This window comes from Jannaschia helgolandensis, from assembly GCF_900109285.1.
Taxonomy (GTDB): domain Bacteria; phylum Pseudomonadota; class Alphaproteobacteria; order Rhodobacterales; family Rhodobacteraceae; genus Jannaschia; species Jannaschia helgolandensis.
In genome coordinates this window covers 184,890-210,010 of record NZ_FNZQ01000003.1, presented here as the reverse complement: position 1 = coordinate 210,010, position 25,121 = coordinate 184,890, and the positions used below count along the sequence as shown (strand labels likewise).

The following is a 25,121-nucleotide window of genomic DNA, read 5'->3' as shown; positions in this document are numbered from 1 at the left end:
TCCCTCCCCGGAACGCTTGCAAAAAAGGTATCAGCGTTGCGAAGCGGGTAAAGCGAGAAGTCGCCGATATCTGAAAATCATATATTTCAAATGGTTACTGCATTACGTTCACGCTACGAAATCAAAATCGTGCGGAAATCCGCACGGTTGTCCCCGTCTTAGTGCGAGAATCTGCACAGGTCAGTCCGGACGATAATCCTCCGCCCGCAGTCCATGCCGCGTCAGCTTGTCGTAAAACGTCTTGCGCGGCAGATCGAGATCGCGCGCCGCCATCGTCGCCTGACCTTTGTGTCGGGTCAATGTCTCGATCAGGATCGAGCGTTCCACCATCCGCATCCGGTCCGCCAATCCGGCGCGTGGCCTGTCGCCCTGTTCCGACGGCTCGACGGTCAGATTGTCGGACAGGCCCATCGCGTAGCGCATTGCATGGTTCATCAACCCGCGTGCATTTCCGGGCCAGTTCTGCGCCATCAGGCGGGACTGCACGTCCGGCGGCACGTCGGGCACCGGAAGGTCGGCCTGTTCGCAGGCCAGCGCCAGATAATGCCGGAACAGCACCGGAACGTCGCCGGGCCGGTCGCGCAGCGGCGTGATATGGACGCGCAGTGCCTCAAGCCTGTAGAAAAGATCCGGATCCAGCGCATGGTGCAGCACCGCCGGATCAGCGTTCGTCGCGGCCAGAAGCCGCACGCCATCCGTCTGGGCATCGTCTTCGGGCAAACGGTGTTGCAAGGGGCGCGGCAGGGCGTCGATATGATCCACGAACAGGCTTCCACCGCGCGCCAGCGTCAGCGCTTCGACCAGCGTTGCGGTGTCCAGTGCGGGGGCGGAGCGTTTGACGAACGGTCCGGTCGCACGCGGCGAAAGAAGGTGGATCACCTCGGCCACTTTCGAGGTGCCGGTCCCCGGCTCTCCGTGGATCAGCACCGCCCCCGAGGCCCGCGCAACCGTCCGGGTCGTGTCCCGCAGCACACCCGATTGCGGCGATACGCCCGTCAGCATCCGCGCCGCCGCGTCCCCGCCTTCCTGCGCCCCCCGTGCCCGCCGGGCCTCCAGCGTCGCGCGGCGCAGGGTCAGTGCGCGGCGCACCGTCGCCACCAATTCATCCGGATTGCAGGGTTTTTCCAGAAACGCAAAGGCCCCTTCCGACATGCCGCGCACCGCCGTCGGCACATCCCCCTCGCCCGTCAGAAGGATCACCGGCAGATCGGGATCGGCCTGCCGCGCACAGGCCAACAGATGGAACCCGTCGCGCCCCGGCATCCGGATATCGCTGACCACCACGCCCGCCAGATCGCGCGTCAGGCGCGGCTGTGCGGCCAGGAAGCTGCCCGCCTGCGTCACGTTCAGATCCGCCAGTTCCAGTGTCTGGGACAGCGCGTCGCGGACGTTCAGATCGTCTTCGACTAGCAGGACATCGGTCATGCCGCCGCCCCGTCGCATGCCGCGACCGCAGGCTGCAATTCGACCGTGAATGCGGCCCCGCCCTCGACGTTGCTGCCCCGGATCGCGCCGCCGAAACCGGACACGATACCGTAACTGATAGACAGGCCCAGCCCCAGCCCGGCGCCCACCTCCTTGGTGGTATAGAACGGGTCGAAAATCGCCTCCGGGTTATCCAGCCCCGGCCCGGTATCGCGCACCGTGATCGCGGGCGGCCCGTCGCTTAGCGTGATAGTCAGCAAGCGTGTTTCGCGCCCGGCCATCGCATCCACCGCGTTCGAGATCAGGTTGACCACGACCTGCGCCATCCGCACTTCGCCCGCCATCGCCAGAACCGGCATCTCCGGCAGATCCAGTCGCACCTCCACCCCCGTTTCACGCCGCCGCGTTTCGGTGATTTCCAGCGCGATCTCGATCACGGTCCCAAGATCCGTCTCGATCGCCGGTTGCGGCTCGGCGCGGGCGAAGGCCGACAGGTTGCGGATGATCCGTCCCATGCGGCCCGCCAGATCGCCGATCCGCGTCAGGTTGCTGCCTGCTGCCTCGACATTTCCGCGTTCCAGAAAGGTCGCGCCGTTCTGGGCGAAGCTTCGGATCGCCATCAGCGGCTGGTTCAACTCATGGCTTATACCCGCCGACAACTGCCCCAGGGCCGACAGCTTGCCCGCCTGCACCAGATCGGCCTGCGCGCGGGTCAGGGCGGTCTGCGCCTCGCGCCGGTCGCGCACTTCGGCAGTCAGCGCTGCGGTGCGCTCGGCCACGCGATCCTCCAGCATGAGATTGGCCCGGGCCAGTACGCGACGGCGTTCCCATAGAAAAACCAGCAATGCGCCCAGCACCAGAAGCGCTGCGCCCGCCGCTTGTGCCCGCGCAATGGCCAGCGCCCGTGCCGGCGCCGTGTCGAGCAGGATTTCCGCCGTCAGATCCAGTGTCGGCAGCGGCAGTTCCAGATGCAGCGCATCGCGCGGGATATAGCGCCCGATCTCGGTCCGCCGGATGTCGAAGCCCTGGATCGGGACGCGTTCCTGCGGCGGCGGGCCTCCCAGCAATTCCTCGCGGTTCGACACCACGACGTGGCCCGCCCGGTCAGTGAAATAGATCGCCTGCGGATCGCCGCGCCAGCTCCGCTCCAGCGTCGTCAAATCACGCGTCACGGCCACCGCGCCCGACACCTTGCCCTGCGCATCGAACGTCGGCGCGGCGTGGGTGAATATGCGGCCCGTCGACCCGCTGTCGGGTGGCATCGCGCCGACGCCCAGCGCCCCCTGCCGCGTCCGCTCCATCCAGCCGGTCGCAGACAGATCGCCCCGACGACCGGAAGCAGAGGCGATAATGACCCCGTTCTTGCGCAGCAGCAGCACGTCCGATGCACCCGACCGGTCGGCAAAGCCCTGCAAGCGTGTGGCCGGGTATTCGATACGGCCCGCATTGGCGATCGACCGGGCGATGATCGGATCGCCCGCTAACAGGACAGCCAGATCGCGCCCGCGTTGCAACTCCAGCCGCAGACGGTCGGCGGCAAGGCTCAGGTCCGACCGGCCCTTGGCCTCCAGCGCGGTGAGTGCCGTGCCCAGCGTCGTCCACCAGACGGCTCCCGCCAAAAGGGCCGATGCCGTCAGTGTCAGAAGGATGAGAAACGCGCGGTGCATGTGCCAAGCCTACGACTGCCCGGTCGCGGGGCCAAGCCTTGACGCCTGTGGTTCGTCCCGGCACTTCGGGCGTCATGGACCGCTTCGACCAATCCCCAACCGATCCGGCCTTCGTTCAGGACCCATATCCGTTCTACGACCGGCTTCGCGCCGCCGGGCCGCTGGCGTGGTGGACGGATTACGAAATGCCGGTCGCCGCCTCGCATGCAGTGGTCAGCGCTTTGCTGCGTGACCGTCGGTTCGGACGCGAAGACCCGTTTCCGCCAGTACGGCCCGCGCATCAAGCCGGATTCTGGTCGGTCGAGGAACATTCGATGCTGGAACTGGAGCCGCCGCGCCACACCCGCCTGCGATCACAGGTCTTGCGCGCCTTCACATCGCGCCGGGTCGCCGCCCTCGGCCCCGAGATTGCGGCGCTGGCCCACGGCCTGATCGACGGCTTTCCGGCAGGCGCGTTCGACCTGCTCGATGCCTTTGCCCGGCCCCTGCCGGTGCGCGTCATCGCCCGCCTGCTGGGCGTGCCGGAATCCGATGCGCCCCTGTTGCTGGGCTGGTCGAACGCCATGGTTGGCATGTATCAGGCGTGCCGCACCCATGCCGATGAACTTGCCGCCGCCCAGGCTGCCACGGAATTCACGGCCTACCTGCACGATATCTTCCGTGCGCCCCCGGACGACAGCCTGATCGCCCAGCTTCTGGCCGTTGCGCAGGACGGAAAACTCTCGTCCGAGGAAGTCACCGCCACTTGCATCCTGCTGCTGAATGCGGGGCACGAAGCGACGGTGCACACGCTGGGCAACGGTATTTCAGGTCTGATCGCGGCAGGTCACTGGGGCACGCCCGTCACTCCCGATCTGGTCGAGGAGGTGCTGCGCCACGATCCGCCGCTGCATATGTTCACGCGCTATGCCACCGAAGACGTCGAGGTGCAGGGGCACCGCTTTGCCCGAGGCGAACAGGTCGGGCTGTTGCTGGGGGCCGCAAATCGCGACCCCGCCGCCTATGCCGACCCCGCGACCTTCGACGCGACCCGCTTCCCGGATGCGCCGGTCTCGACCAGCTTCGGGGCCGGGCTGCACTTCTGTCTTGGCGCGCCGCTGGCCCGGTTGGAACTGTTGCACGGATTGCAGGCCCTGCGCGAACGCCGACCCGATCTGCGCCTGACAGAACCGCCCCGCTATGCCGATATCTATCACTTTCACGGGCTGCGCCGACTGATCGTGAGCTAGCTCACCGGCGCTTTGCCCTCATTGCGGCCGGGCGGAACGCCGCCGAAGTTGCCACACGGACTGAACCGTATACCTGGTCCACACGTTGGCTTGGCGCACAACCAATGGAATGGAGAGACTTGTGAAAAAGTTCCTGATATTGACCACGGTTCTTGGTCTGGCCGCGACAGCCCCGGCGTTCGCCAACGGCAAGGGGAATGGCAACGGCAACGGCGATCATCGCGCCGAACGGGTGGCGAACCCGTCAAATGGTCGTTGCCCGCCAGGTCTGGCCAAGAAGGACCCGCCCTGCATTCCACCGGGACAAGCCCGCAAGATGGATCGCGATGACGACGACCGGGGCCATTACCGGGTCGGCGACCGGCTGGATCGCGACTATGTGATTATCGACCGCCGTGACTATGGCCTGCCGCGTCTCAATGATGGCGAGGCCTATGTGCGGGCAGGCGACCGCATTTTGCGCCTCGACCGGGATCAGCGCCTCGTCCTCGATATCCTCGATGTCGTCCTGAACTGACCCTGGGGGCGTGATGGCCACGCCCCCTATTCCGCCGCGACCCTGCGTCCGGCCAGCAAAGTCTTGAGGTAGCGACCCGTGTGGCTGTCCTCGATCCCGGCAATCTGTTCGGGCGTGCCGGTGCCGACCACCTCTCCGCCGCCGTCCCCGCCCTCGGGGCCGATGTCGATCACGTGGTCGGCGGTTTTCACGACATCCAGATTGTGTTCGATCACCACGACCGAATTGCCCTGATCGACCAATTCATGAAGCACTTCCAGCAGCTTTCGCACATCCTCGAAATGCAGACCCGTCGTCGGCTCGTCCAGGATATAGAGCGTGCGCCCCGTGCTCCGCTTCGACAGCTCTTTCGACAGCTTCACCCGCTGCGCCTCGCCGCCCGACAGGGTCGTCGCCTGCTGGCCCACCTTGATATAGCCCAGACCCACTCGCATCAGCGCGTCCATCTTCTCGCGGATCGTCGGCACGGCCTTGAAGAATTCCTGCGCATCCTCGACCGTCATATCCAGAACGTCGGCAATGCTTTTGCCCTTGAAGTGGATCTCCAGAGTTTCGCGGTTGTAACGTTTGCCCCGGCAGGTCTCGCATTCGACATAGACGTCGGGCAGGAAGTGCATCTCGATCTTGATGACGCCATCGCCCTGACAGGCCTCGCAGCGCCCGCCCTTGACGTTGAAGCTGAACCGGCCGGGCTTGTATCCGCGCGTTTTCGATTCCGGCAGACCGGCGAACCAGTCACGGATCGGCGTGAATGCCCCGACATAGGTCGCCGGATTTGACCGTGGCGTCCGTCCGATGGGCCGCTGATCAATGTCGATCACCTTGTCGAGATGCTCCAGTCCCTTGACCGTCTCACAGGGCGCGGGCGTCTGCCGGGCACCGTTCAGCTTCATGCTGGCCGTCTTGAACAGCGTCTCGATGGTCAGGGTCGATTTGCCACCCCCCGACACACCGGTGACGGCCACGAACTGGCCCAGCGGATAATCGACCGTGACGCCCTTCAGATTGTTGCCCGTCGCCTTGACCACGGTGACTTTCTTCTTGTTGCCCTTGCGGCGCTTGTCCGGCACCGGAATGGACCGCCGCCCCGAAAGATAGTCGCCCGTGATGCTGGCCGGGTTTGCCTCCAGTTCGGACGGCACGCCATGCGCCACGACCGTGCCGCCATGCACACCGGCCCCCGGCCCGATGTCATAGACGTAATCGGCCTCGCGGATCGCTTCCTCGTCATGCTCGACCACGATGACCGTATTGCCCTGATCGCGCAGGTTCTTGAGCGTCGTCAAAAGCCGGTCGTTGTCGCGCTGGTGCAGACCGATCGACGGCTCGTCCAGCACATAAAGCACACCCGTCAAACCGCTGCCGATCTGCGACGCCAGCCGGATGCGCTGACTCTCGCCACCCGACAAGGTTCCCGCGTTTCTGGACAGGGTCAGGTATTGCAGGCCAACGTTGTTCAAAAAACCCAGACGCTCGCGAATTTCCTTCAGGATGGCGCGCGCGATCTCGTTGTTCTGTTTGGACAGGGCTTTGGGCACCTGGGCACACCAGTCCAGCGCCTCCTTGATGGACATCTGCACGATCTCGCCAACATGCTTCATGTCGATCTTCACCGCCAGCGCCTCGGGCCGCAGACGATAGCCGCCACAGGCGCCGCACGGCCGGTTGTTCTGATAGCGCTCGAACTCCTCGCGCACCCATGCCGAATCCGTCTCGCGGTAGCGACGTTCCATGTTCGGGACCACGCCCTCGAACACCCGGCTCACCTCATAGATGCGCCCGCCCTCGTCATAGCGGAACTTGATCTTCTCGTCGCCCGATCCGCGCAAAAACACCTCTTGGATCTTCTCCGGCAGATCCTTCCACGGCAGCTTCTGGTTGAACCCGTAATGCTTCGCGATCGACTCGATCGTCTGGATGAAATAAGGGCTTTTTCCCTTGTTCCATGGTGCGATCGCCCCTTTCGCCAGAGGCAGCGTCACGTCCGGCACCACCAGCCGGTCATCAAAAAACAGCTCCACCCCCAATCCGTCGCATTTCGGACAGGCCCCGAACGGCGCATTGAAGGAAAACAGGCGCGGCTCGATCTCGGGGATGGTGAAGCCCGACACCGGACAGGCGAATTTTTCGGAGAAGGTGATCCGCTCCGGCTCGCCATCCTTGGGCGCAGTCTCCAGAATGGCGATGCCATCGGCCAGATCCAGCGCCGTGCGGAACGAATCCGCCAGCCGCGTCTCCAGCCCTTCGCGCACGACGATCCGGTCGACCACAACGTCGATGTCATGCCGGAACTTCTTGTCCAGTTCGGGCGGCTGATCCAGATCGTGGAATTCCCCGTCGACCTTGACCCGCTGGAAGCCCTGCTTGCGCAGCTCCAGCATCTCCTTGCGATACTCACCCTTCCGGTCGCGCACGATGGGGGCCAGCAGATATCCGCGCGTCCCCTCCTCCATCGTCATGACGCGGTCCACCATATCCTGCACCTGTTGCGCAGTGATCGGCAGACCTGTGGCAGGCGAATACGGGGTGCCTGCGCGCGCGAACAGCAGACGCATGTAGTCATAGATTTCCGTGACCGTACCGACAGTTGACCGGGGGTTCTTGGACGTTGTCTTCTGTTCGATGGAAATGGCGGGCGACAGGCCGGAAATGTGATCCACGTCCGGCTTCTGCATCATGTCGAGGAACTGGCGCGCATAGGCCGACAGCGACTCGACATATCTGCGCTGCCCTTCGGCATAGATCGTGTCGAAGGCCAGCGACGACTTGCCCGAGCCCGACAGCCCGGTAATCACGACCAGTTGGTCGCGCGGAATGTCCACGTCGATTCCCTTGAGGTTGTGTTCGCGCGCGCCGCGCACCTCGATGAATTTCTGTTCGGCCATATCGCCCCCGGTGTGTCGCTACGCCACCTAGGGATCGCGACGTGTCTTGCAACCTCTCCGACCGGAATCGGCCAGAACATTTACGGAACGTTTACCACTTCCGCCGCGACGCTGCCAGAGGCGCGCCGTCCCGACCATAACGCCAGCGCCAGACCCAGCACCGATATGGTCACCATAAGTAATGACAACGCCGCCATGCCCCCCGCCGCAAATGTCAGTGCAAAGACCGGCGTGCCGGTGACGGTTCCCAGATTGCCCAACTGCGCGATGGCCCCCGTCGCCCGCGCCCGGTCGCCCGGAGCCGCGTTCCAGGCCGGAATTGCCGCGAAGCTGGCACCAGGGATCAGGCCCATGGCCAGAAAACAGCCCTCGACCGCGCCCGGTAATCCCAGCGCCACGCCCACGGACCCCAGTGCCGTTCCGGCATACCCCACCGCCGCCACGTGATGCGGCGCGAACCGGCTGCACAGCGCTCCGCCCGCCAGGGTGGACGTCAACGTCACCACCGGCAGAATTGTCGCCAGCGCAGGCCGGTTCAGTGCGCCCGGCAGAAACGCAATCGCGGCGATGAACAGGAAAGTGTAGCAGACGAAGCCCAACCCCGGAGCCATAGAGCGGATCGAGCCATAGATCGCCCGATGCACGGCCACGGGGTTCAGCGACACCCGTACCATCGGCACCCGTGGCACCCATCGCCACAACACCGCCGCCAGCACCAGCAGAGCCGCCCCATGCAGCGCGAACAGCAAAGGCAGCCCGCCGGACGCCAGTATGCCCGGAAATATCTGCGCCGAAATCGCCAGCGACGTGCCGAAGAACACCGCCCACAGCCCCATCACCAACGGGCGATCCCGGTCGCTTGCCGCCGCCGCCATCAACGGAGGCCCGGACACGACCAGCGCCAGATGGGCCAGCCCTTCGACCACGCGGGTGATGACGAACACGCCCAGAGACGGCATCAGGGCCTGCGCCAGAGACACTGAGCCGCCCAACACCAGACCTGCCAGAAATGTCCGCCCGATGCCGAAACCTGCGGCGACGCCTCCGGCCATCGACCCCAGCAACAGCCCCATCAACCCTACGACCGACACCAGAAACGCGACCGATGTCACGGGCCGGTCGAATGCGCCCGCCACGACGGGCAGCAAAAGCGCGATCTTTCCGAATTGCGCGGCAGCCAGCAGACCGCCGACGAAAATCAGGACCACGAGGCCCCAGCGAGTTCGTTCCATCCGCCATTTCTTGCAGGCTGCAAGAAGGTCCGCCAGTCCCTTGAAGCCGGTTCTGTCCGCGCTTGTCGTTTACCAGTTAACCAATTGTTTACATTAACCTTTCATTAAGGTTCCGGCTTCCGCGACGTTCTCCACTTCGATACGCATTTTCAGACAAATCGCTCTATCGGAGTTTCCCCATGCGCCTCACAGCCCTTGCCACAGCCTTTCTGGCCACGCTCGCCTCCACGGCACAGGCCCAGGATCGAACGATCCCTCTCGACTGGTCCGGCCCCTATGTCAGCGCCAGTCTCGGGGTGTCCGACAATAGCCTCAGCGCCGATTTTCCGACCACGGCCTTTTCGCTGTCCGGTTCGGGCGATGCCTATGGCGTGGCTCTGGGCTACCAGCGGCAGTCGGGGCGTATGGTCTACGGTGGGGAAATCGCGGCGTGGGACGTCAACGGCAGCCCTTCCTCGGGGATACGGCGAGTCGATTTTGACAACGGCTTACGGGCCTCGGGGCGGCTTGGGGTCAGCATGGGGCGCGCATTGATCTATGGCACTGTCGGCGTAACCAGCACCCGTATTTCCAGTCCGGGCGGCCCGTCGTCGCGCGCCATGGGATATGTTGTCGGCGGCGGTGTCGATCTGCGCATCACGCCCTCGGTCGATCTGGGCGTCGAATACCTGCACCATCGATACCGCGATCCGGATGACAGCCCGATGCCCCCATTCAACGTCGAGGCGGATATCAGGACGGTCGGCCTGAAGCTTACCTATCGGTTTTAGGCCTGCCCCACCCTCTTAAACATGAAGTATCCTGCGCCCGGTACGGCATTGCGCGCCCGCCCAGGGACATCCGGCATTCACGTCGGAGCCTCCGGAGGGAAAATATTCAGCACATTAAAACCGCAACATAGTCTTCGTTCGTCAAACATTCCCGCCGGAGGCTCCGACAGATCATCGGGACGCGATCAGAAGTGGATGGCCCGCCCGTCCGCGTCCAGCACGCTCTCGTGCATCATTTCCGACAGGGTCGGATGCGGGAACACGGTGTGCGCAAGATCCTCCTCCGTCGTCTCCAGCTGTCGCCCGACGATATAGCCCTGGATCAGCTCGGTCACTTCCGCGCCGATCATATGGGCCCCCAGCAATTCGCCGGTTTTCTTGTCGAAGATGGTCTTCACCATGCCCTCCGGCTCTCCCAGGGCAATCGCCTTGCCGTTGCCGATAAAGGGGAAGTGCCCGACCTTGATAACGTGTCCGGCTTCCCTGGCCTTGGCCTCGGTCATGCCCACGGAGGCAACCTGCGGGTGGCAATAGGTGCAGCCCGCGATGCTTTCGGGACGCACGGGATGCACGTCGTTCTTGCCCGCGATCAGTTCGGCCACCATCACGCCTTCATGCGACGCCTTGTGCGCCAGCCACGGCGCACCGGCGATATCGCCGATGGCATAGATACCCTCGACCCCGGTGCGGCAGAATTCGTCGGTGACGATATGGGTGCGATCGATCTTGATCCCCACATCCTCCAGTCCCAGACCTTCGATATTGCCGACGATACCGACGGCCGAAATCACCGTGTCGAACTCCTGCGTCTCGAACTTGCCGCCAGCCTCGATTGTGGCGATCACCTTGTCGGCCTTGCGGTCCAGCGACTTGACGGTCGCCTTCTGTAGTATCTTCATCCCCTGCTTTTCGAACTGCTTCTTGGCGAACTTGGAAATCTCCTCGTCCTCCACCGGCAGGATACGGTCCATGACCTCGACGACAGTCGTTTCGGCCCCGAGGGTGTTGTAGAAGCTGGCGAATTCGATGCCGATGGCCCCAGACCCGATGACTAGCAACTTCTTTGGCATATGCGGCGGCTGCAACGCGGCCCTGTAGGACCAGACGCGCTTGCCGTCTGCCTCCAGCCCCGGCAGGTCGCGGGCCCGCGCACCGGTGGCGATCACGATATTCTTGGCCTCAAGGATGTCTTCGCCCTTGTCGGTTTTCACCGACACCTTGCCCTTGCCGACCAGTTTGGCCTCGCCCATGATGGTCGTGACCTTGTTCTTCTTGAACAGATGCCCGATGCCGCCCGACAACTGCTTGGCCACACCCCGCGAGCGTTTGACCACGGCGTCCAGATCGTAATCGACCCCATCGCACTTCAGACCGAACTCCTTGGCGCGGTGCATCAGGTGGAACACCTCGGACGAGCGCAGCATCGCCTTGGTCGGAATGCAGCCCCAGTTCAGGCAGATGCCACCCAGATTTTCCCGCTCGATGCAGGCAACCTTCTGGCCCAGTTGCGCGGCACGTATGGCGGCAACGTAGCCGCCGGGTCCTGCGCCGATCACGATCAGGTCGAATTGCTGGGCCATGATATCTGCTCCGTTCGGACGGTGTTGGAATATAGTTCAGCCTTAAACGGTTAGATGCAAGGGGGTAAGCCCCCGGCATTTCAGGCGGCGACCGCGCCCAGTCGTCCGACCTTCGCGATCCAGCCATCGACCGCGCGGGGACGCGGATCGCTGGCCCCGGAGAAATACGTGAACCGGGTCGGCCGGATGCCCACGAAACCCAGGATATGTCCGCCCAACTGATGAAAGATGGCGTTCCGGTGGACCAACCGCAGGAACCAGCCCGGCGTGTCCGACGTCACGATCACCCGCGCGCTGCGTCCCGTCAGCATCGGCGTCGGCATCCCCATTTTCAGGACGCGCGTGTCGAACGTCCGGCCCGGCAGGAATGTCCGGTCGATCAGCCCCTTCAGCTTGGCGGGAAGTCCGCCCCACCACATCGGCACGGCCAGCACGACATGGTTCGCCCACTCGATATCGGACAGCACGCCGTCCAGCACCGGCTCCAGCGGTTTCCAGTTGTCATAGCCGCCCTGCCCGAAGTCCATGTCGAAAACCATGTCGTGCAGATGCGCCATCCGAACCTCGTGACCGGCGGCCCTGGCACGCGTCGCATAGACCTCGGCAAAGGTGCGCGAGAGAGATGTTTCGGCAGGGTGGCCGTCAAGAATGAATATACGCTTGGGTGTCATCGTTGCCTCCTTAATTGACCGTGGTCATATCTGTTGCAATAAAATTGACCACGGTCAATGTGTAATTTGACCACGGTCGAAAAAACTGGCAGATCATGGTCATGGAAAGACCGGTCCAGAAACGCACGCTCGAAACCCGCGCCCGCCTGATCGCGGCCGCCGAAGCCGCTGTGGCACGCACCGGGTTCGAGGCCCTGCGCGTCGAGGAGATCGTGCTGGCCGCAGGTGTCGCCAAGGGCACCTTCTTCGCGCATTTCAAAGACAAGGATGCGCTGATGGACCTGCTGATCGGCTCCCGGATCGACGCCCACCTGGATGCCATCGAAACCGCCCCCGCGCCGCGCAGCCCCGAAGATCTGGTCGATCGCCTGATGCCGCTGATGACCTTCATGACCTGCGAGCGTTATGTCTTCGACGTTATCCTGCGCCGCTCGGGGGCCGCCGCGATCGAGGACATCGGCCCAATCGCGCGCACGTTCGAGCGCTATGTCCGCGTGGTCTCGACATGGATCGCAGGCAGCACCTTCCGCCGCGACGTTCCGCCCGACATTCTGGCCGAGGGCGTGCAGGCCTTTGCGATACAGGTCATGGCGCTGCGATTCTGCGCCCTGCATGTGGGCGACGGGCTGCGTGAACCGCTTCTGACGTTCCTCGACGCATGGCTGTGTCCGCGGGTCCGCCCTTCCGACTGATCGCGGCCTACCCCGCCTGCAAATCCCGCAAAATCGCGCCGTACCCACCGTCGTCGATGAAGGCCTGTTCGGCGGGCGACGTCATCCGTCCCAGCGCGGCATTGCGGAACGGGAACCGCCCGAAACGGCGGATGATCGCGCGATGGGCACGCGCATGCAGCAGCGTCTGCGGCGCTTCCCCCCACATCGCGATCAGACGGACGGCCCGCTCCTGATCGGGTATCACCTCCGAATGCTCCAGCGGAAGATAGAAAAACTGACGCGCTGTCCCTTCGATCCGACGGTCGAACCCGCGTGAGATGGCCCACTTCGTCACCGCCCGCGCCAAGTTATCCGTGGCGAAGGCCCGCGCCGTGCCGCGAAACATGTTGCGCGGAAACTGATCCGTCAGGATCAGCAGCGCCAGCGTGCCCTCGGGCGTGGTGCGCCACTGCGAAAGGGGCTGCGACAGGGGAAGTGTCTGATCCAGGGTCGCGCCGAACCGGTCCCGGATCTTCGCATCCAGCGCGTCGTCCTGTGTGTACCAGTCGGCAGGCGAACACTCCTCCAGCCAGAACCGCAGGACGGCGTCCGGCGCGACGGGTGCGACGGCGGCGGTCACGGGTTCACCGCCATGGTGTCGGTCCCGACCTCCGGGGCCTGATCTTCCCACTCCTCGACCACGGATTCGATGGTGACAGGCGTGGTGGCCATCGGGGACATGACGACATAATTGGTATCGTCGCCGATCGGTTGCGCGCCACGCTGCGTCATCCGCCACCCGGCATAGACCGCCAGCACCAGCATCAACACACCCACGAAGATGAAGAACCCCGCCGGTCCGGCAACACCCATCAGCCAACCGGTGATCAGCGGCCCGCCGACCGCCCCCAGACCGTTGACGAACAGCAACCGACCGGACGCCGCCGACATATCCTCGTATTCCAGATAGTCGTTCGTATAGGCCAGCAGAATCCCATAAAGCGGGTTCGCCATGCCGCCGATCAGGAATGCCGATACCAGCGCTCCATTGACGCCGCCCAGACCTGATATGCCCAACCCACAGGCCAGCACCCCGATCACCGCACCCGCGATGACCAGTTTTCGCCGATCGGCCCGGTCAGACAGCCAGCCAATTGGATACTGCAGTAGCATCCCCCCAGTATAGATCGCTGAAACGAACAATGCGATCTGCCCCGTGGTCAGCCCCGCCGCCGCTCCGTAAACGCCGGCCATGCCGAACAGCGCGGAAAAGACTGCCCCCATCAGGAAAATGCCGATGAAGCCCAGCGGCGATACACTATAAAGTTTGCTGAACGACATCGGCTTGGCGCTCTCGAACGGCGGCACCGGCGTCGCCGCCAGAAGGATCGGCGCGAAGGCCAGCGACACCAGGACCGACACGATGATGAACAGCGTATACTCCGACGCATCGCCCCAGGCGAACAGGGCCTGCGCCGCGACGATCCCGACCATCTGGGCGATCATATACAGCGCCAGCGCCCGGCCCCGCGTCTCGTTCGTGGTCGAATTGTTGAGCCATGATTCCGAGACGATGTAGACGCCGCAAAAGCAGAAGCCGAGCAACAGCCGCAGTCCGGTCCAGGCGATCGGGTTCGTCAGCAGCGGATAGAGGATCAGACCCGCCGAGGCGAGCGAGCCCAGAAACGCAAACACCCGCACATGCCCCACCCTGCGGATCATGTCCGGCACCATCTGCGAGCCCAGCAGGAAGCCCGCGAAATAGCTGGCCATGATGATCGACATTGCGCCGGTCGAGAACCCCTCGATCGCGCCCCGCACACCCAGCAGCGTGCCCTGCATACCGTTGCCCAGCATCAGCAGCATGATGCCGAACAAAAGTGCCCAGGAGTTACGGATGACGGTCAGCATCGGGCGGCCTCGATCAACGGTTGTGTCTTGGCGCGCCTACGCCCGATGGCGGGATGCGTCCAGCCGAAATGCGACGCCGGGACGGGTGGCCATTTTTGCGAGCACGTCATCGCCTCGATCCGGGTCTACCGTCCAGGTGAGTATCGAAGATTAACGTGCGGACGTCCGACGCAGATCACCCGTTGCGAATACCCGCATCACCTACGAAATCCGCCGCGCAAGCGCTTGTTTGTCAATGCCGCGGTGTGGGCAAAAGCAACGATGCGTCGCCATAGCTGAAAAACCGGTAGGACCGCGAAATCGCATGGGCATAGGCCGCCAGCATCCGATCCCGTCCCATCAGCGCCGACACCAGCATCAGCAGCGTCGATTGTGGCAGGTGAAAGTTCGTGATCAACCCATCCGCCACCCGGAAATCATATCCGGGGTATATGAAAATGTCCGTATCCCCTTGAAACGGATTAATTTCTCCGTTCGCAGCCGCACTTTCGATCAGACGCAGGGCGGTTGTCCCCACGGGAATGATCCGCCCGCCCGCCGCCTTGGTCGCGGCGATGGCGGCGGCGGCATCGGGCGTGACCTCGCCCCATTCGGCATGCATTCGATGCGTCGTCACGTCTTCGACCTTGACCGGAAGAAAGGTGCCCGCACCGACATGCAATGTGACTTCGGTGAATTCAACACCCTGATTTCGCAGGGCTTCCAGCAATGGCGTATCGAAATGCAAACTCGCCGTAGGCGCCGCAACCGCTCCGGAATGGCGGGCCCAGACGGTCTGATAATCGTCCTTGTCGCGCGCATCGGGCGCACGTTTGGCGGCGATATACGGCGGCAAAGGCATCTCGCCCGCGGCCTCAAGAACGGCGTGCAACGCGCTGGAGTCGCAGTCGAACCGCAGCGTCAGATCGGTCTCGCCCCGTGCAATGACCTGCGCCGTATGGCCCGCCGCCAATTCGATCAGATCGCCGGCGCGCAGCTTGCGCAGCGGCTTGGCCAGGGCCTTCCACGACCCGTCCGGCTGCGGCGCAGTCAGTGTCAGCTCGACCTTCGCGCGACCCGATCCATCCGCCGTCTGCCGCACCCGCGTGCCGTTCAGACGGGCTGGTATCACCTTGGTATCGTTCAAAACAAGACGATCTCCGGGTCGCAGCCAACGGGTCAGATCGGTGAAGACAGCGTCGCTGATCCGGTCGCCCTCCATCACCATCAGCCGCGATGACGATCGCGGCGTGGCGGGCCGGGTCGCGATCAGGTCGTCGGGCAGGTCGAAATCGAAATCGCTGAGTTTCATGGCCGCGTCCTAGCAGCCGGGAAACCGCTCAGGAAGGTGGCGACTTGCGGAAGATGTCGCGGAACACCCCCGGCGTCAGGATCGACAGAGGATTGACCGAAACCTGCGGATCGGCGGCAAGCCCTGTCAGGCGATAGGTGAAGCCGAACAACCCTTCGTCCCGTCGCGCAAACAGCGCACCGAACAGCCCGTTTACCAGATAGATGGGCGAAATGACGCCCTGCAGGTCCATCCGCTTAGTGCCGATGTCATAGGTGCCGTCCGCCGTGATCGACATCGACGGGCCGACCGCGCTGGCCCGCTGCACGACGATGTCATCGGGGCGTAACGTGAAGTCCGATTCGACGGTCTGGAAGAAAAGACCCTCTCCGCCCAATTGCTCCAGAATGCCGACCACCGACAGCGCCTGCAAAAGCGAGGCCAGCGCAGGCGCGTTGCGGACGCGGACATTGCCCATGCGCAGCGCCCCTGAATAAACGCCGGTCTGCCCGGTCGGGCGCAGCGTCATGGTGATCGATCCGCCCCGCGCGTCCCTGAACAGCCCGGCAGATTGCAGGACCGCGCCGCCATCCGTGCCCCGCACCTGCACCGCCGAGCCGCCACCCTGTGGGGCCAGCACGCCCTCAACCGCCGCGCCGCCGTTGATGCGCCCGGTGAAACTGCCCGATCCGCCACGCAGTGTCGCGCGCAGGTCGGTCAGCGCGATGCCTTCGGTGATCGTCAGGCGGTTAAGCGCGATTTCCAGCGGCGCGCTGTCGCCCCCACCCCCGCTGCCCGCGTCACCCGCCAGCAGCGCGCGGCGCAGGTCGGCCTGACCGCTGCGGATCGAGATGGCCGGCGACACGCCCGGACCCCGCCCCGTCAGGACGAGGGGGCCACGGAACCATCCGGTGTCGACGCTGTCGAAGGTGGCCAGCTCCAACCCGCCGCCGTTCGGGCGCAGGGTCACATGCCCCTGCGCGGTCAGGCCCGGTGCGTCCAGCTTGATCCGCGTGACCTCGGGCACGGCGCCCAATGTCGCTTCGACGGCGAAGGACGCCGATCGTTCGGCGGGCTTGGACCAACTGATGACGGGCAAAGCGACGGACATGCCGCGCAGATCGCTGGTGACCGACAGGCGCGGGGCAGCGCCCTGCGGCAAGCTGACGGAGATATCGGCCTGCGCCGATCCGCGCAGCGACAGCGCGTCCAGCGCGATCCCTAGCCGTGCCAGCCCATCGGGCGAAATGCGTGCCGTGCCGGTCACGCGCCCCGGCTCCGGCAGGCGCCGTGCCGGAGGCGGTGGCGCATTCGGATCAAGCGGTGTGGTCGAAGGGGGTGGCAGGGACTGCTGCCAGCGGCCGGAAAACGGCACACCTTCAAGCGCCATGTCGCCCGCAATCTGCACATGCCCCGGCACGACGGTCAGCGTCAGGTCATCGGCGGCAATCAGGCGCCCCGGCACGATGCTGCGGCTTTCCACGTCCGTCAGGCGCGCGGTGACGTCATAGACGAAATCCGCCGGGGCGTTGCCCTTGCGCAGAGGTAAGGTCGCCGACACCCGCGCCTCGGCCCGGCCAGATGCCATGTCACGGGTCTTGTTCAGCCGTTGCAGCAGGCGGAATGGCGGATTGTCCAGCAGGGTCAGCATGTCGCCGATCTCACCGCGAGCCAGAAGCGCGAGCTTGCCGGTCGAAGGTCGTTGTGTGGTATCGAGGATGGTAAAGGTACTGCCAGCGATATCGACTTCGCCCCCCGGCCCCGTCGGGTCGGACGGGTCTGGCCCGATGGCGGGCACGCGACCCCGGTCAACGCGCAGGGTCAGACGATTGCCACTCAGCTGTGCGGCCCCCGCCGCACCGGTGGCGAGCGGCATCGCACGCATGTAGCGGAAGTTGCCATCGGCGAAATCGAAGCTGGCCGCGACCTCGGGGGGCTGACCGGGCGCGATGCGGACCAGTGCCGTCGCATCCGTTGCCTGGCCGTCCAGAAGGTTCGTGGTGAACCAGTCGCGGGCCTGCGTCTGCAGGGACGGCGGCCAGAGCGCGGTCAGGTCCGCCACGTTCATGCGCGGCACCGACAGGCGCAGCGCACCGACCGCACCTTCAGCGCCGTAGTCCAGACGACCCGACAGACGCGCCGTTCCGCTTGGACCCGTTACCATTGCCTGCCCGATCCGCAGGCCCAGCGGACGCTGTATCAGCCGGGCCTCGATCACGCCCTGCCGGAATTCGACACGCCGGTCCAGCAGGCCTTCCGGGTCGAAGATCGTCTCCCCCAGTTGCAACTGCACCTGGACCGGTCCGGTCAATCCGTCGTCCAGAAGGACCTGACCGCCTGCGAGAACCGCAATCTCGTCCGACGAGGCCGAGATTTCCGACAGGCCGATCCGGCCCGATCCCGGCAACCAGTCGAAGGCCAGCACCGCCCTGTCCAGCGCCATCGACGCGTGATCCGTCATGCGGGCGTCGCGTCCCACCACGCGTCCCCGCAGCGGGCCGGGCGTGCCATCCTCGGACAGGGTCATGGCCGCGGTCGCCGACACCTCGCCCGTGACCAGCGTCAGGGCCGGAATATTGGGCAGCATGTCCGCCAATCCCGCCAGTGACAAAGAGGTCAGCGCAAAGGTCGCCTCGGCACCCTGTCCGGCTCCGTCGTCGTCCGTGCGCCGCAACAGGCTGAGTGCGGCCTGCGCCCTGCGCGCACCCAGCCGCAGATCCGACGTCAGGGTCAATCGCACGCCCGCGCCCTGTCGAGCCCAGGTGAAGGTGCCGTTTTCCGTCTGCTGCGACAGGCCGGTGATCACGTCGTCGAACCGGACGGTGACGCCCTCGATCGTGACGTTGTCCAGCGCGGCAATGGCCGGAGTCGCCAATGCTGTGTCCAGCGATGCAAGCGCCTCGGCCCAGGTGCCCGGCAGCGCGCCGCCGCCCGACCCGAATGCCAGCGAAAAGCGCCTCTCGGCATCGCGCGACATATCCAGCGTCAGCCCTTCGACCGCGACGGTGCGCGGGCGCAGCTTTCCGCGCAACAGGGCCGCGCCATCCAGTGTCACGCGCGCGTCGGGCAACAGCAGAACCTGCACGCCCGCGTCCGTCAGTTGCGCGTCGCGCAACACCAGCCGCAGCGCCTGGTCCCGCAGATCATACGAAATCGCGACCTGTCCCATGGATACGGCGCGCGGGCCCAGATTGCGTCCGATCCGCTCTTCGATCCGGTCAACCGTCCATTCCGGCAGGGCAATCGGTCCACGGGTCAGACGAAAGGCTGTTCCGGCCGCGATCACCCCCACGATCAGCAGCAGAACCCCGACCCCGCGCAGGGCGCGTTGGCCGGGTCGTCTGACCGGTCTGTCCGGGGCTTGTGGCATATGAATTGGGCATCCGGAGTATTGGGAAGCGCGGACTGCATCTTGACCTGACCCCTGCCGGGTTCCAAGTCCCCCATAGATAACAGTCACCCAACCAGCGGAGAATGTCATGTCCAGTCAGATCGAAGCGGGTGCGGACGCCCCCGGATTCACCCTGCCCCGAGATGGCGGCGGCCATGTCAGCCTGTCGGATTTCACAGGCAAGTCGGGTGGCAAACAGGTGGTGCTGTATTTCTACCCCAAGGACGACACGCCCGGCTGCACCAAGGAAGGCATCGCCTTTTCCGAAGCCATCGCCGCGTTTGATGCGGCGGGCGCTGTGGTGATCGGCGTGTCGAAGGACACCGCCGCCAAGCACGACAAGTTTCTGGCCAAGCACGATCTGAAGGTGATCCTCGCCTCCGATGCGGACGGCACGACCTGCGAGGATTACGGCGTCTGGGTCGAGAAGAACATGTACGGCAAGACCTATATGGGGATCGAGCGTGCGACGTTCCTGATCGACGGATTGGGCAAGGTGCGGCAGGTCTGGCGCAAGGTTAAGGTGCCGGGCCATGTGGACGACGTGCTGGACGCGGTGAGGGGATGACGCTCAGTCTCGCGCGGATGGCGGTCGAGGTGCTGACGACCGCCGAGGGCCGCGCCAAGACCGCCCTCTCTCGTGCTCACGCGGCCCGTTGGCGCGCATCCCGAGCCGAGGGGGCAGCGGTCATTCCGGTCGGCACCGCGACGCCGCCTGACAAACCGGCACGCCCCGACCGGCCCGAACTGGCCCAGCCGCGCGACGTGCCGCGCCGCAAACCCGGCACGCCCGAGGGCCGGATCGCCCTCCTGCATGCTGTCGCGCATATCGAATTGAACGCCGTCGACCTGCACTGGGACATCATCGCGCGCTTTTCCACGTCGCCCCTGCCGATGGGGTTCTTCGACGACTGGGTGTCGGCGGCAGACGACGAGGCGAAACACTTCAATCTGATGGCGGATTGCCTGAACGCGGTCGGCAGCCACTATGGTGCCCTGCCTGCCCATGCCGGAATGTGGCGCGCGGCGGAAGAAACTGCAGGCGACCTGATGGCCCGTCTGGCCGTCGTGCCGATGGTACTGGAGGCGCGCGGGCTGGACGTCACGCCGGGCATGATCGAGGTCTTTCGTCGCGCCGGGGCAACCGACGCGGTCACCGCGCTGGAAACCATCTACAGCGAAGAGGTGGCGCATGTCGCGTTCGGGTCAAAATGGTTCAATTTCCTGTGCGGACGGCGGGACCTGGACCCGAAGCCCGCCTTCCATGATCTGGTGCGCCGCCATTTCCACGGCAATTTGAAACCCCCTTTCAACGTCGAAAAACGTGCCGATGCCGGCCTTCCGCCAGATTTCTACTGGCCATTGACCGAAGACGTCTGACCGGAGGCCGGACCCGGCACGCGCGGGTTTCTGCCGCCGACGGGCCTGAACGGTTGCCCGATTGCATCACAATGTCTAGAACCCGCCGAAATGACGAACCCTATGAAAAATTCAGGGCCGTCGGGGGAACTAAATTCGGGCCGAACACGGCTCGTCAGTATCAGACGGGGGAACGGCGCGTGAAGCAACGGCTGTCGGACAAGATCAACGCGAAACTGGAACGTCACCTGCCCGAGCAGAGATTGTTCCTGAAATCCGAAGAAGGCACACGCTTCATCCGACTCCGTCCTCTGACCCAGGCCAGCACCCTGATCGGCGGGGCATTGGTGGTGGGCTGGACGGTCGTGGTTACTTCGTTCTTCCTGATCGGAGCCATCACGTCCGGGTCCAGCCGCGACCAGACGGCGCGTGCCCAGATCGCCTATGAGACGCGTCTGGCCGCCCTGTCCACCGAACGCGACACCCGCGCGCAGGAAGCCGAACAGGCGCTGGAACGATTCTACTCCGCACTTGACGAAGTTTCGAAAATGCAGGGCACCGTCCTGACCTCCGAACAGCGCGTCCGCGAACTCGAGACAGGCATCGAAGTCATTCAGCGAACGCTGCGCCGCACTGTGAGCGAGCGTAACGAGGCCCGCGACGAGGCCGAGAGCCTGCTGGCCCGTCTCGATAACGCGCCCGAGGCGACGGCTCTGGCCGAGCGGTTGGCCGCGGATAGCGCAGAGACCGCCGAAATTCTGGCCGATGCGCTGGATGCAACCGCACTCGCCCGTGACGAAGCCATGGTTGTGGCGATGGGCGCTGACGCCGAAATCACCCGCATGGAAGCAATGGCCGAAGTCGTTGCCGAGCGGAACAATCGCATCTTTAGCCGTCTGGAAGACGCTCTCGAGACGTCGATGGTCCCGCTGGAGCGGGTGTTCAACCAGGCCGGCATCTCGTCCGATTCGCTCCTGCAATCGGTTCGCAGTGGGTACAGCGGTCAGGGTGGCCCCCTGGAACCCGTCGTCGTTTCCACTCGTGGCGGCGCCGATCTGGTCGATGTGGACACAGCCCGTGCAAACCGTCTGATGGACAAGCTGGAAGACGTCGACATGTACCGTATTGCAGCCGAAAGCCTGCCGCTGGGCAAACCTGTCAAGTCTGCCTATCGCCTGACATCGGCTTTCGGGCCGCGATGGGGCCGGATGCATTCGGGCGTGGACCTGGCAGCCAGTCGCGGAACGCCGATTCTTGCAGCGGCGGATGGCGTCGTCACCTTTGCCGGGTGGTCGTCAGCATATGGCAAGCTGATCAAAATTCGGCACCCCTTGGGCTTCGAGACGCGCTATGCACATAATGACTCCATTGCCGTTACCGTCGGCCAAAGGGTCTCGCGTGGGGAGACCATCGGTGGTATGGGGGACACCGGACGGGTTACCGGTGTGCATTCCCACTATGAGATCAGGCGGAATGGTGAGGCGCTGAACCCTAATACCTTTATAAAAGCAGGTCAGGATGTTTTCTAAATCTAAGTTGAACCAGCCCGGCGGTGACGCCTCGGACAAGCCTACCACACCCGGCGCGACACCGCCTCCTTCCTCGACGCCACCGTCGAAGCCTGCGGGTCTTGAACTCGGTGCCGGTCAGGCCGCGATGAAGCCCAAGGTGGCACCGTCGTCGCTGTCTTCGGACCTTGTTATCAAGGGCGACATCAAGACGTCCGGCGACATCCAGATCGAAGGCGAGGTCGAAGGCAATATCCAGGCCCACCTGCTGACCGTCGGCGAAGGTGCCGTGGTCCGGGGCGAAGTCATCGCCGACGATATCGTCGTCAACGGGCGTGTCATCGGTCGCGTCCGGGGCTTGAAAGTCCGGCTGACGTCGACCGCTCGTGTCGAGGGCGACATCATCCACAAGACGATTGCCATCGAATCCGGTGCGCATTTCGAGGGCGCGGTGCAGCGTCAGGACGACCCGCTGTCGAGTGGATCGCGCCAGAATGCCAAACCTGTCGTGACAACATCGCCGACCAACACGACCAATACGACACCCAAAAGTTAAGCACACTACATGGCCAATGTCGTGCGAACCCCGTTCCGGAAATGGAGCGGGGTTTCGCATCTTTCAGGCCTCGAAGGACGCATCCCGCCGTCCCGCCGGGGGGCCGTGGTTCTGACGACAGCGGGATCGCTGGGCGATCTCTATCCCGTTCTGTCGATCGCGCGGTCACTGGACCGGATCGGAGTGGAGGTCCGGCTGCTTCTGTCCCCCGACGATTGCGTCATTGCCCGGTCCTGGGGGCTTCTGGCTACGCCGGTCGGTCCGACCAGGGCACAGGTTGCCGCCGACCTGGGTGTGAGTTTCGACAGACTCGCCGACGACTTCTTCCGCAACCCGATGCCTTTCCTGCGCCGCGTGGTCTTCCCCGCTATTCCCGATACGCTGCCGCAGATCGAGGAAGCCTGTATCGGTGCGGCCTGTGTCGCCGGCACCGTCATGACCTTCACGGCGGCGATCGCGGCGGAACGGGCGGGCCTGCCCTTCGTGCCCCTGACCCTGCAACCGACGCTGGCGTTCTCGGCGTTGGACCCGCCGCGCGGACCGGGGATGGATCTGGCCGTCCGCACCCCGCGAAACCCGGTCACGCGGGGCTGGAACCGGGCTGTCATGGGCACGGCCAGATCGGTTCTGCGCGCCGGTCTGTCGCCCTCCCTGAATCGGGTCCGCGCCCGGCTGGACCTGCCGCCGCACCACGGCACGCCGATGGTCGATCCGGGTATGGAAGCCGTTCCGATCCGCCTTGGCCTCTGGTCCGAAAGCTTCGCGCCGGTCCCCGACGATGCCCCGTCCGGCCTGATCGCCGTCGGCTTCCCCCGCGCGCCATTGGGAGATCTGTCGGCGTCGGTGCAGGCGTGGCTTGAAGCCGGGCCTCCGCCGCTGGTTGTCACGCTGGGCAGCATTGCTCAGGGTATCGGTGGCCCGGCCTTCTGGGACGAAGCGGTGCGGCTGTCGCGGGCGCTCGGCCTGCGGTCGGTGCTGTTGCACGGACAGGCGGAGGTTCCGGACGGCCTCGATATTCTGTCATTGCCGCACACGCCGCACGCGCCGCTGTTTCCACAGGCGGCTGCGATTCTGCATCACGGTGGCATGGGGACTGCGGCCGAGGCGCTGCGATCCGGTCGCCCGCAACTGGTCGTGCCGATAGGCGGCGATCAGCCCGACAATGCCGCCAGACTGACACGTATGGGTGTGGCTGTCACTTTGCCCCGCCGCCAATTCAGCGCATCGCGCGCGATGCCGAAGCTGCGCGAATTGTTGGAGCGGTTCGATTACGCCCATGCCACCGATCTGGGCGAACGGATTGCGCATGAGGACGGGGCCTTGCTGGCGGCGATGCACCTGGCGCAGATCGCCAGCGCGGATTAATCCCCGGTGCTGTCGGCCCGGCTCTTGCCCGATGCATCCGACGCCAGAACGCTGGCCATGATCCCGTCGATCGACCCGTCCAGAACACCCTGCGTATCCGACGTCTCGTACCCGGTGCGCAAATCCTTGACCATCTGGTAGGGTTGCAGGACGTAGGACCGGATCTGATTGCCCCAACCGGCGTCACCCTTGGCTTCGTGGGCGGCGTTGATCTCGGCGTTTCGGCGATCCAGCTCCATCTGATAGAGCCGGGATTTCAGCGCCTTCATGGCGATATCGCGGTTCTGGTGCTGGGATTTCTCGGAACTGGTCACGACGATGTTCGTCGGCAAGTGGGTGATCCGAACGGCAGAGTCGGTGGTATTCACGTGCTGCCCGCCCGCGCCGGACGACCGGTAGGTGTCGATACGGATATCGTTGGGCGCGACCTCGATCTCGATGTTGTCATCGACAACGGGATAGACCCAGACCGAACTGAACGACGTGTGACGCCGCGCCGCGGAATCGTAGGGGCTGATGCGGACCAGCCGGTGCACGCCGGATTCAGACTTCAGCCAGCCATAGGCATTCTTGCCGCTGATCTTGTAGGACGCCGACTTGATCCCGACTTCCTCCCCCGGTGACCGCGACTGCAACTCGACGGTATAGCCACGTTTCTCGGCCCAACGCGTATACATTCGCGCCAGCATATTGGCCCAGTCGCAGGACTCCGTGCCACCCGCGCCCGAGTTGATTTCCAGAAAGGTGTCGTTGCCGTCCGCCTCACCGTCCAGAAGCGCCTCGAGTTCTTTCTCCGCGGCGGTCTCGACCAGTCTGGCGATGGCGGCTTCGGCCTCGGCAACGATCTCGGCGTCGTCCTCCAGTTCGCCCATGCCGATCATTTCGACATTATCGGAGGTTTCACGTTCCAGCGCCTCGATGCCCTCGATACTATCCATCAGGGCCTGCCGGTCGCGCATCAGCTTCTGCGCACGCTCGGGATCGTCCCAAAGGGTCGGGTCCTCGATCATCGCATTGAACTCCTCCATCCGGTGCGGCGCCGTTTCCCAGTCCAGCCGCCGCTTGAGAAGGGCGACAGACTTGCCGATGGCGTCGACGTTGTTCTGGACTTCTGCGCGCATCATCGTCTCCG

20 protein-coding genes are annotated in these 25,121 nt (G+C 64.6%); 9 read left to right on the top strand and 11 right to left on the bottom strand.

Going from position 1 to position 25,121, the window contains the following annotated elements:
• Nucleotides 1-180 precede the first annotated feature (180 nt).
• The gene (locus BMY38_RS09965) at nucleotides 181-1,425 is read right to left on the bottom strand and encodes a sigma-54-dependent transcriptional regulator (RefSeq protein ID WP_092762384.1); all 1,245 of its coding nucleotides are present in this window, start codon (nucleotides 1,423-1,425) and stop codon (nucleotides 181-183) included.
• The gene (locus tag BMY38_RS09960) at nucleotides 1,422-3,092 is read right to left on the bottom strand and encodes a sensor histidine kinase (protein WP_092762382.1); all 1,671 of its coding nucleotides are present in this window, start codon (nucleotides 3,090-3,092) and stop codon (nucleotides 1,422-1,424) included. The genes BMY38_RS09965 and BMY38_RS09960 overlap by 4 nt, the downstream gene beginning before the upstream one ends.
• A 74-nt stretch (nucleotides 3,093-3,166) precedes the next feature.
• Here BMY38_RS09960 and BMY38_RS09955 point away from each other — a divergent pair, with 74 nt between their 5' ends.
• The gene (locus tag BMY38_RS09955; protein WP_092762380.1) at nucleotides 3,167-4,321 is read left to right on the top strand and encodes a cytochrome P450; all 1,155 of its coding nucleotides are present in this window, start codon (nucleotides 3,167-3,169) and stop codon (nucleotides 4,319-4,321) included.
• Nucleotides 4,322-4,442: 121 nt separating this feature from the next.
• Nucleotides 4,443-4,838: a hypothetical protein gene (locus BMY38_RS09950; protein WP_245737564.1), complete on the top strand. Its 396-nt coding sequence runs from the start codon at nucleotides 4,443-4,445 to the stop codon at nucleotides 4,836-4,838.
• Between the two features lie 26 nt (nucleotides 4,839-4,864).
• Here the strand turns inward: BMY38_RS09950 and uvrA are convergent, their stop codons facing one another.
• Entirely contained in the window at nucleotides 4,865-7,723 is a 2,859-nt protein-coding gene (gene uvrA, locus BMY38_RS09945) for an excinuclease ABC subunit UvrA (RefSeq protein ID WP_092762376.1), read from the bottom strand.
• Nucleotides 7,724-7,803: 80 nt separating this feature from the next.
• Nucleotides 7,804-8,955, bottom strand: a complete 1,152-nt coding sequence (locus BMY38_RS09940; protein ID WP_092762374.1) for an MFS transporter — start codon at nucleotides 8,953-8,955, stop codon at nucleotides 7,804-7,806.
• Nucleotides 8,956-9,134: 179 nt separating this feature from the next.
• On the opposite strand from BMY38_RS09940, the gene BMY38_RS09935 reads away from it, so the two are divergent.
• The gene (locus BMY38_RS09935) at nucleotides 9,135-9,725 is read left to right on the top strand and encodes an outer membrane protein (protein ID WP_092762372.1); all 591 of its coding nucleotides are present in this window, start codon (nucleotides 9,135-9,137) and stop codon (nucleotides 9,723-9,725) included.
• A 185-nt stretch (nucleotides 9,726-9,910) separates the two neighbouring features.
• Here the strand turns inward: BMY38_RS09935 and lpdA are convergent, their stop codons facing one another.
• Both lpdA and BMY38_RS09925 read right to left on the bottom strand, forming a co-directional pair.
• Nucleotides 9,911-11,308: a dihydrolipoyl dehydrogenase gene (gene lpdA / locus BMY38_RS09930; protein ID WP_092762370.1), complete on the bottom strand. Its 1,398-nt coding sequence runs from the start codon at nucleotides 11,306-11,308 to the stop codon at nucleotides 9,911-9,913.
• Between the two features lie 77 nt (nucleotides 11,309-11,385).
• Nucleotides 11,386-11,976, bottom strand: coding sequence for an NAD(P)H-dependent oxidoreductase (locus BMY38_RS09925; protein WP_092762368.1), 591 nt, complete (start codon nucleotides 11,974-11,976; stop codon nucleotides 11,386-11,388).
• Nucleotides 11,977-12,077: 101 nt separating this feature from the next.
• On the opposite strand from BMY38_RS09925, the gene BMY38_RS09920 reads away from it, so the two are divergent.
• Complete coding sequence (locus tag BMY38_RS09920) at nucleotides 12,078-12,668, top strand: TetR/AcrR family transcriptional regulator (protein ID WP_092762691.1); 591 nt, start codon at nucleotides 12,078-12,080, stop codon at nucleotides 12,666-12,668.
• 7 nt (nucleotides 12,669-12,675) lie between these two features.
• On the opposite strand, the gene BMY38_RS09915 is transcribed toward BMY38_RS09920, so the two are convergent.
• From BMY38_RS09915 to BMY38_RS09900, 4 genes are all read right to left on the bottom strand, one after another.
• A complete protein-coding gene (locus BMY38_RS09915) occupies nucleotides 12,676-13,269 on the bottom strand; it encodes a DUF924 family protein (RefSeq protein ID WP_092762366.1) in 594 nt (197 codons plus the stop codon).
• Nucleotides 13,266-14,540, bottom strand: coding sequence for an MFS transporter (locus BMY38_RS09910; protein ID WP_092762364.1), 1,275 nt, complete (start codon nucleotides 14,538-14,540; stop codon nucleotides 13,266-13,268). Before BMY38_RS09910 ends, BMY38_RS09915 begins: the two co-directional genes overlap by 4 nt.
• 232 nt (nucleotides 14,541-14,772) lie before the next feature.
• Complete coding sequence (queA, locus tag BMY38_RS09905) at nucleotides 14,773-15,831, bottom strand: tRNA preQ1(34) S-adenosylmethionine ribosyltransferase-isomerase QueA (protein WP_092762362.1); 1,059 nt, start codon at nucleotides 15,829-15,831, stop codon at nucleotides 14,773-14,775.
• A gap of 28 nt (nucleotides 15,832-15,859) precedes the next feature.
• A complete protein-coding gene (locus tag BMY38_RS09900) occupies nucleotides 15,860-19,180 on the bottom strand; it encodes a YhdP family protein (RefSeq protein WP_092762360.1) in 3,321 nt (1,106 codons plus the stop codon).
• Nucleotides 19,181-19,289: 109 nt separating this feature from the next.
• Between BMY38_RS09900 and BMY38_RS09895 the strand changes: the two genes are divergently transcribed.
• The 5 genes from BMY38_RS09895 (at nucleotide 19,290) to BMY38_RS09875 (ending at nucleotide 23,989) form a co-directional block, all read left to right on the top strand.
• The gene (locus BMY38_RS09895; RefSeq protein WP_092762358.1) at nucleotides 19,290-19,769 is read left to right on the top strand and encodes a peroxiredoxin; all 480 of its coding nucleotides are present in this window, start codon (nucleotides 19,290-19,292) and stop codon (nucleotides 19,767-19,769) included.
• Nucleotides 19,766-20,581, top strand: coding sequence for a ferritin-like domain-containing protein (locus BMY38_RS09890; protein WP_092762356.1), 816 nt, complete (start codon nucleotides 19,766-19,768; stop codon nucleotides 20,579-20,581). The genes BMY38_RS09895 and BMY38_RS09890 overlap by 4 nt, the downstream gene beginning before the upstream one ends.
• 179 nt (nucleotides 20,582-20,760) lie before the next feature.
• Nucleotides 20,761-22,089: a M23 family metallopeptidase gene (locus BMY38_RS09885; RefSeq protein WP_092762354.1), complete on the top strand. Its 1,329-nt coding sequence runs from the start codon at nucleotides 20,761-20,763 to the stop codon at nucleotides 22,087-22,089.
• On the top strand, nucleotides 22,079-22,624 hold the full coding sequence (locus BMY38_RS09880) for a bactofilin family protein (RefSeq protein WP_092762351.1): 546 nt from the start codon (nucleotides 22,079-22,081) through the stop codon (nucleotides 22,622-22,624). Before BMY38_RS09885 ends, BMY38_RS09880 begins: the two co-directional genes overlap by 11 nt.
• Nucleotides 22,625-22,729: 105 nt before the next feature.
• The gene (locus BMY38_RS09875) at nucleotides 22,730-23,989 is read left to right on the top strand and encodes a nucleotide disphospho-sugar-binding domain-containing protein (RefSeq protein WP_139204693.1); all 1,260 of its coding nucleotides are present in this window, start codon (nucleotides 22,730-22,732) and stop codon (nucleotides 23,987-23,989) included.
• Here the strand turns inward: BMY38_RS09875 and prfB are convergent.
• A complete protein-coding gene (prfB, locus tag BMY38_RS09870; RefSeq protein WP_092762347.1) occupies nucleotides 23,986-25,110 on the bottom strand; it encodes a peptide chain release factor 2 in 1,125 nt (374 codons plus the stop codon). The genes BMY38_RS09875 and prfB overlap by 4 nt on opposite strands.
• Nucleotides 25,111-25,121 lie beyond the last annotated feature (11 nt).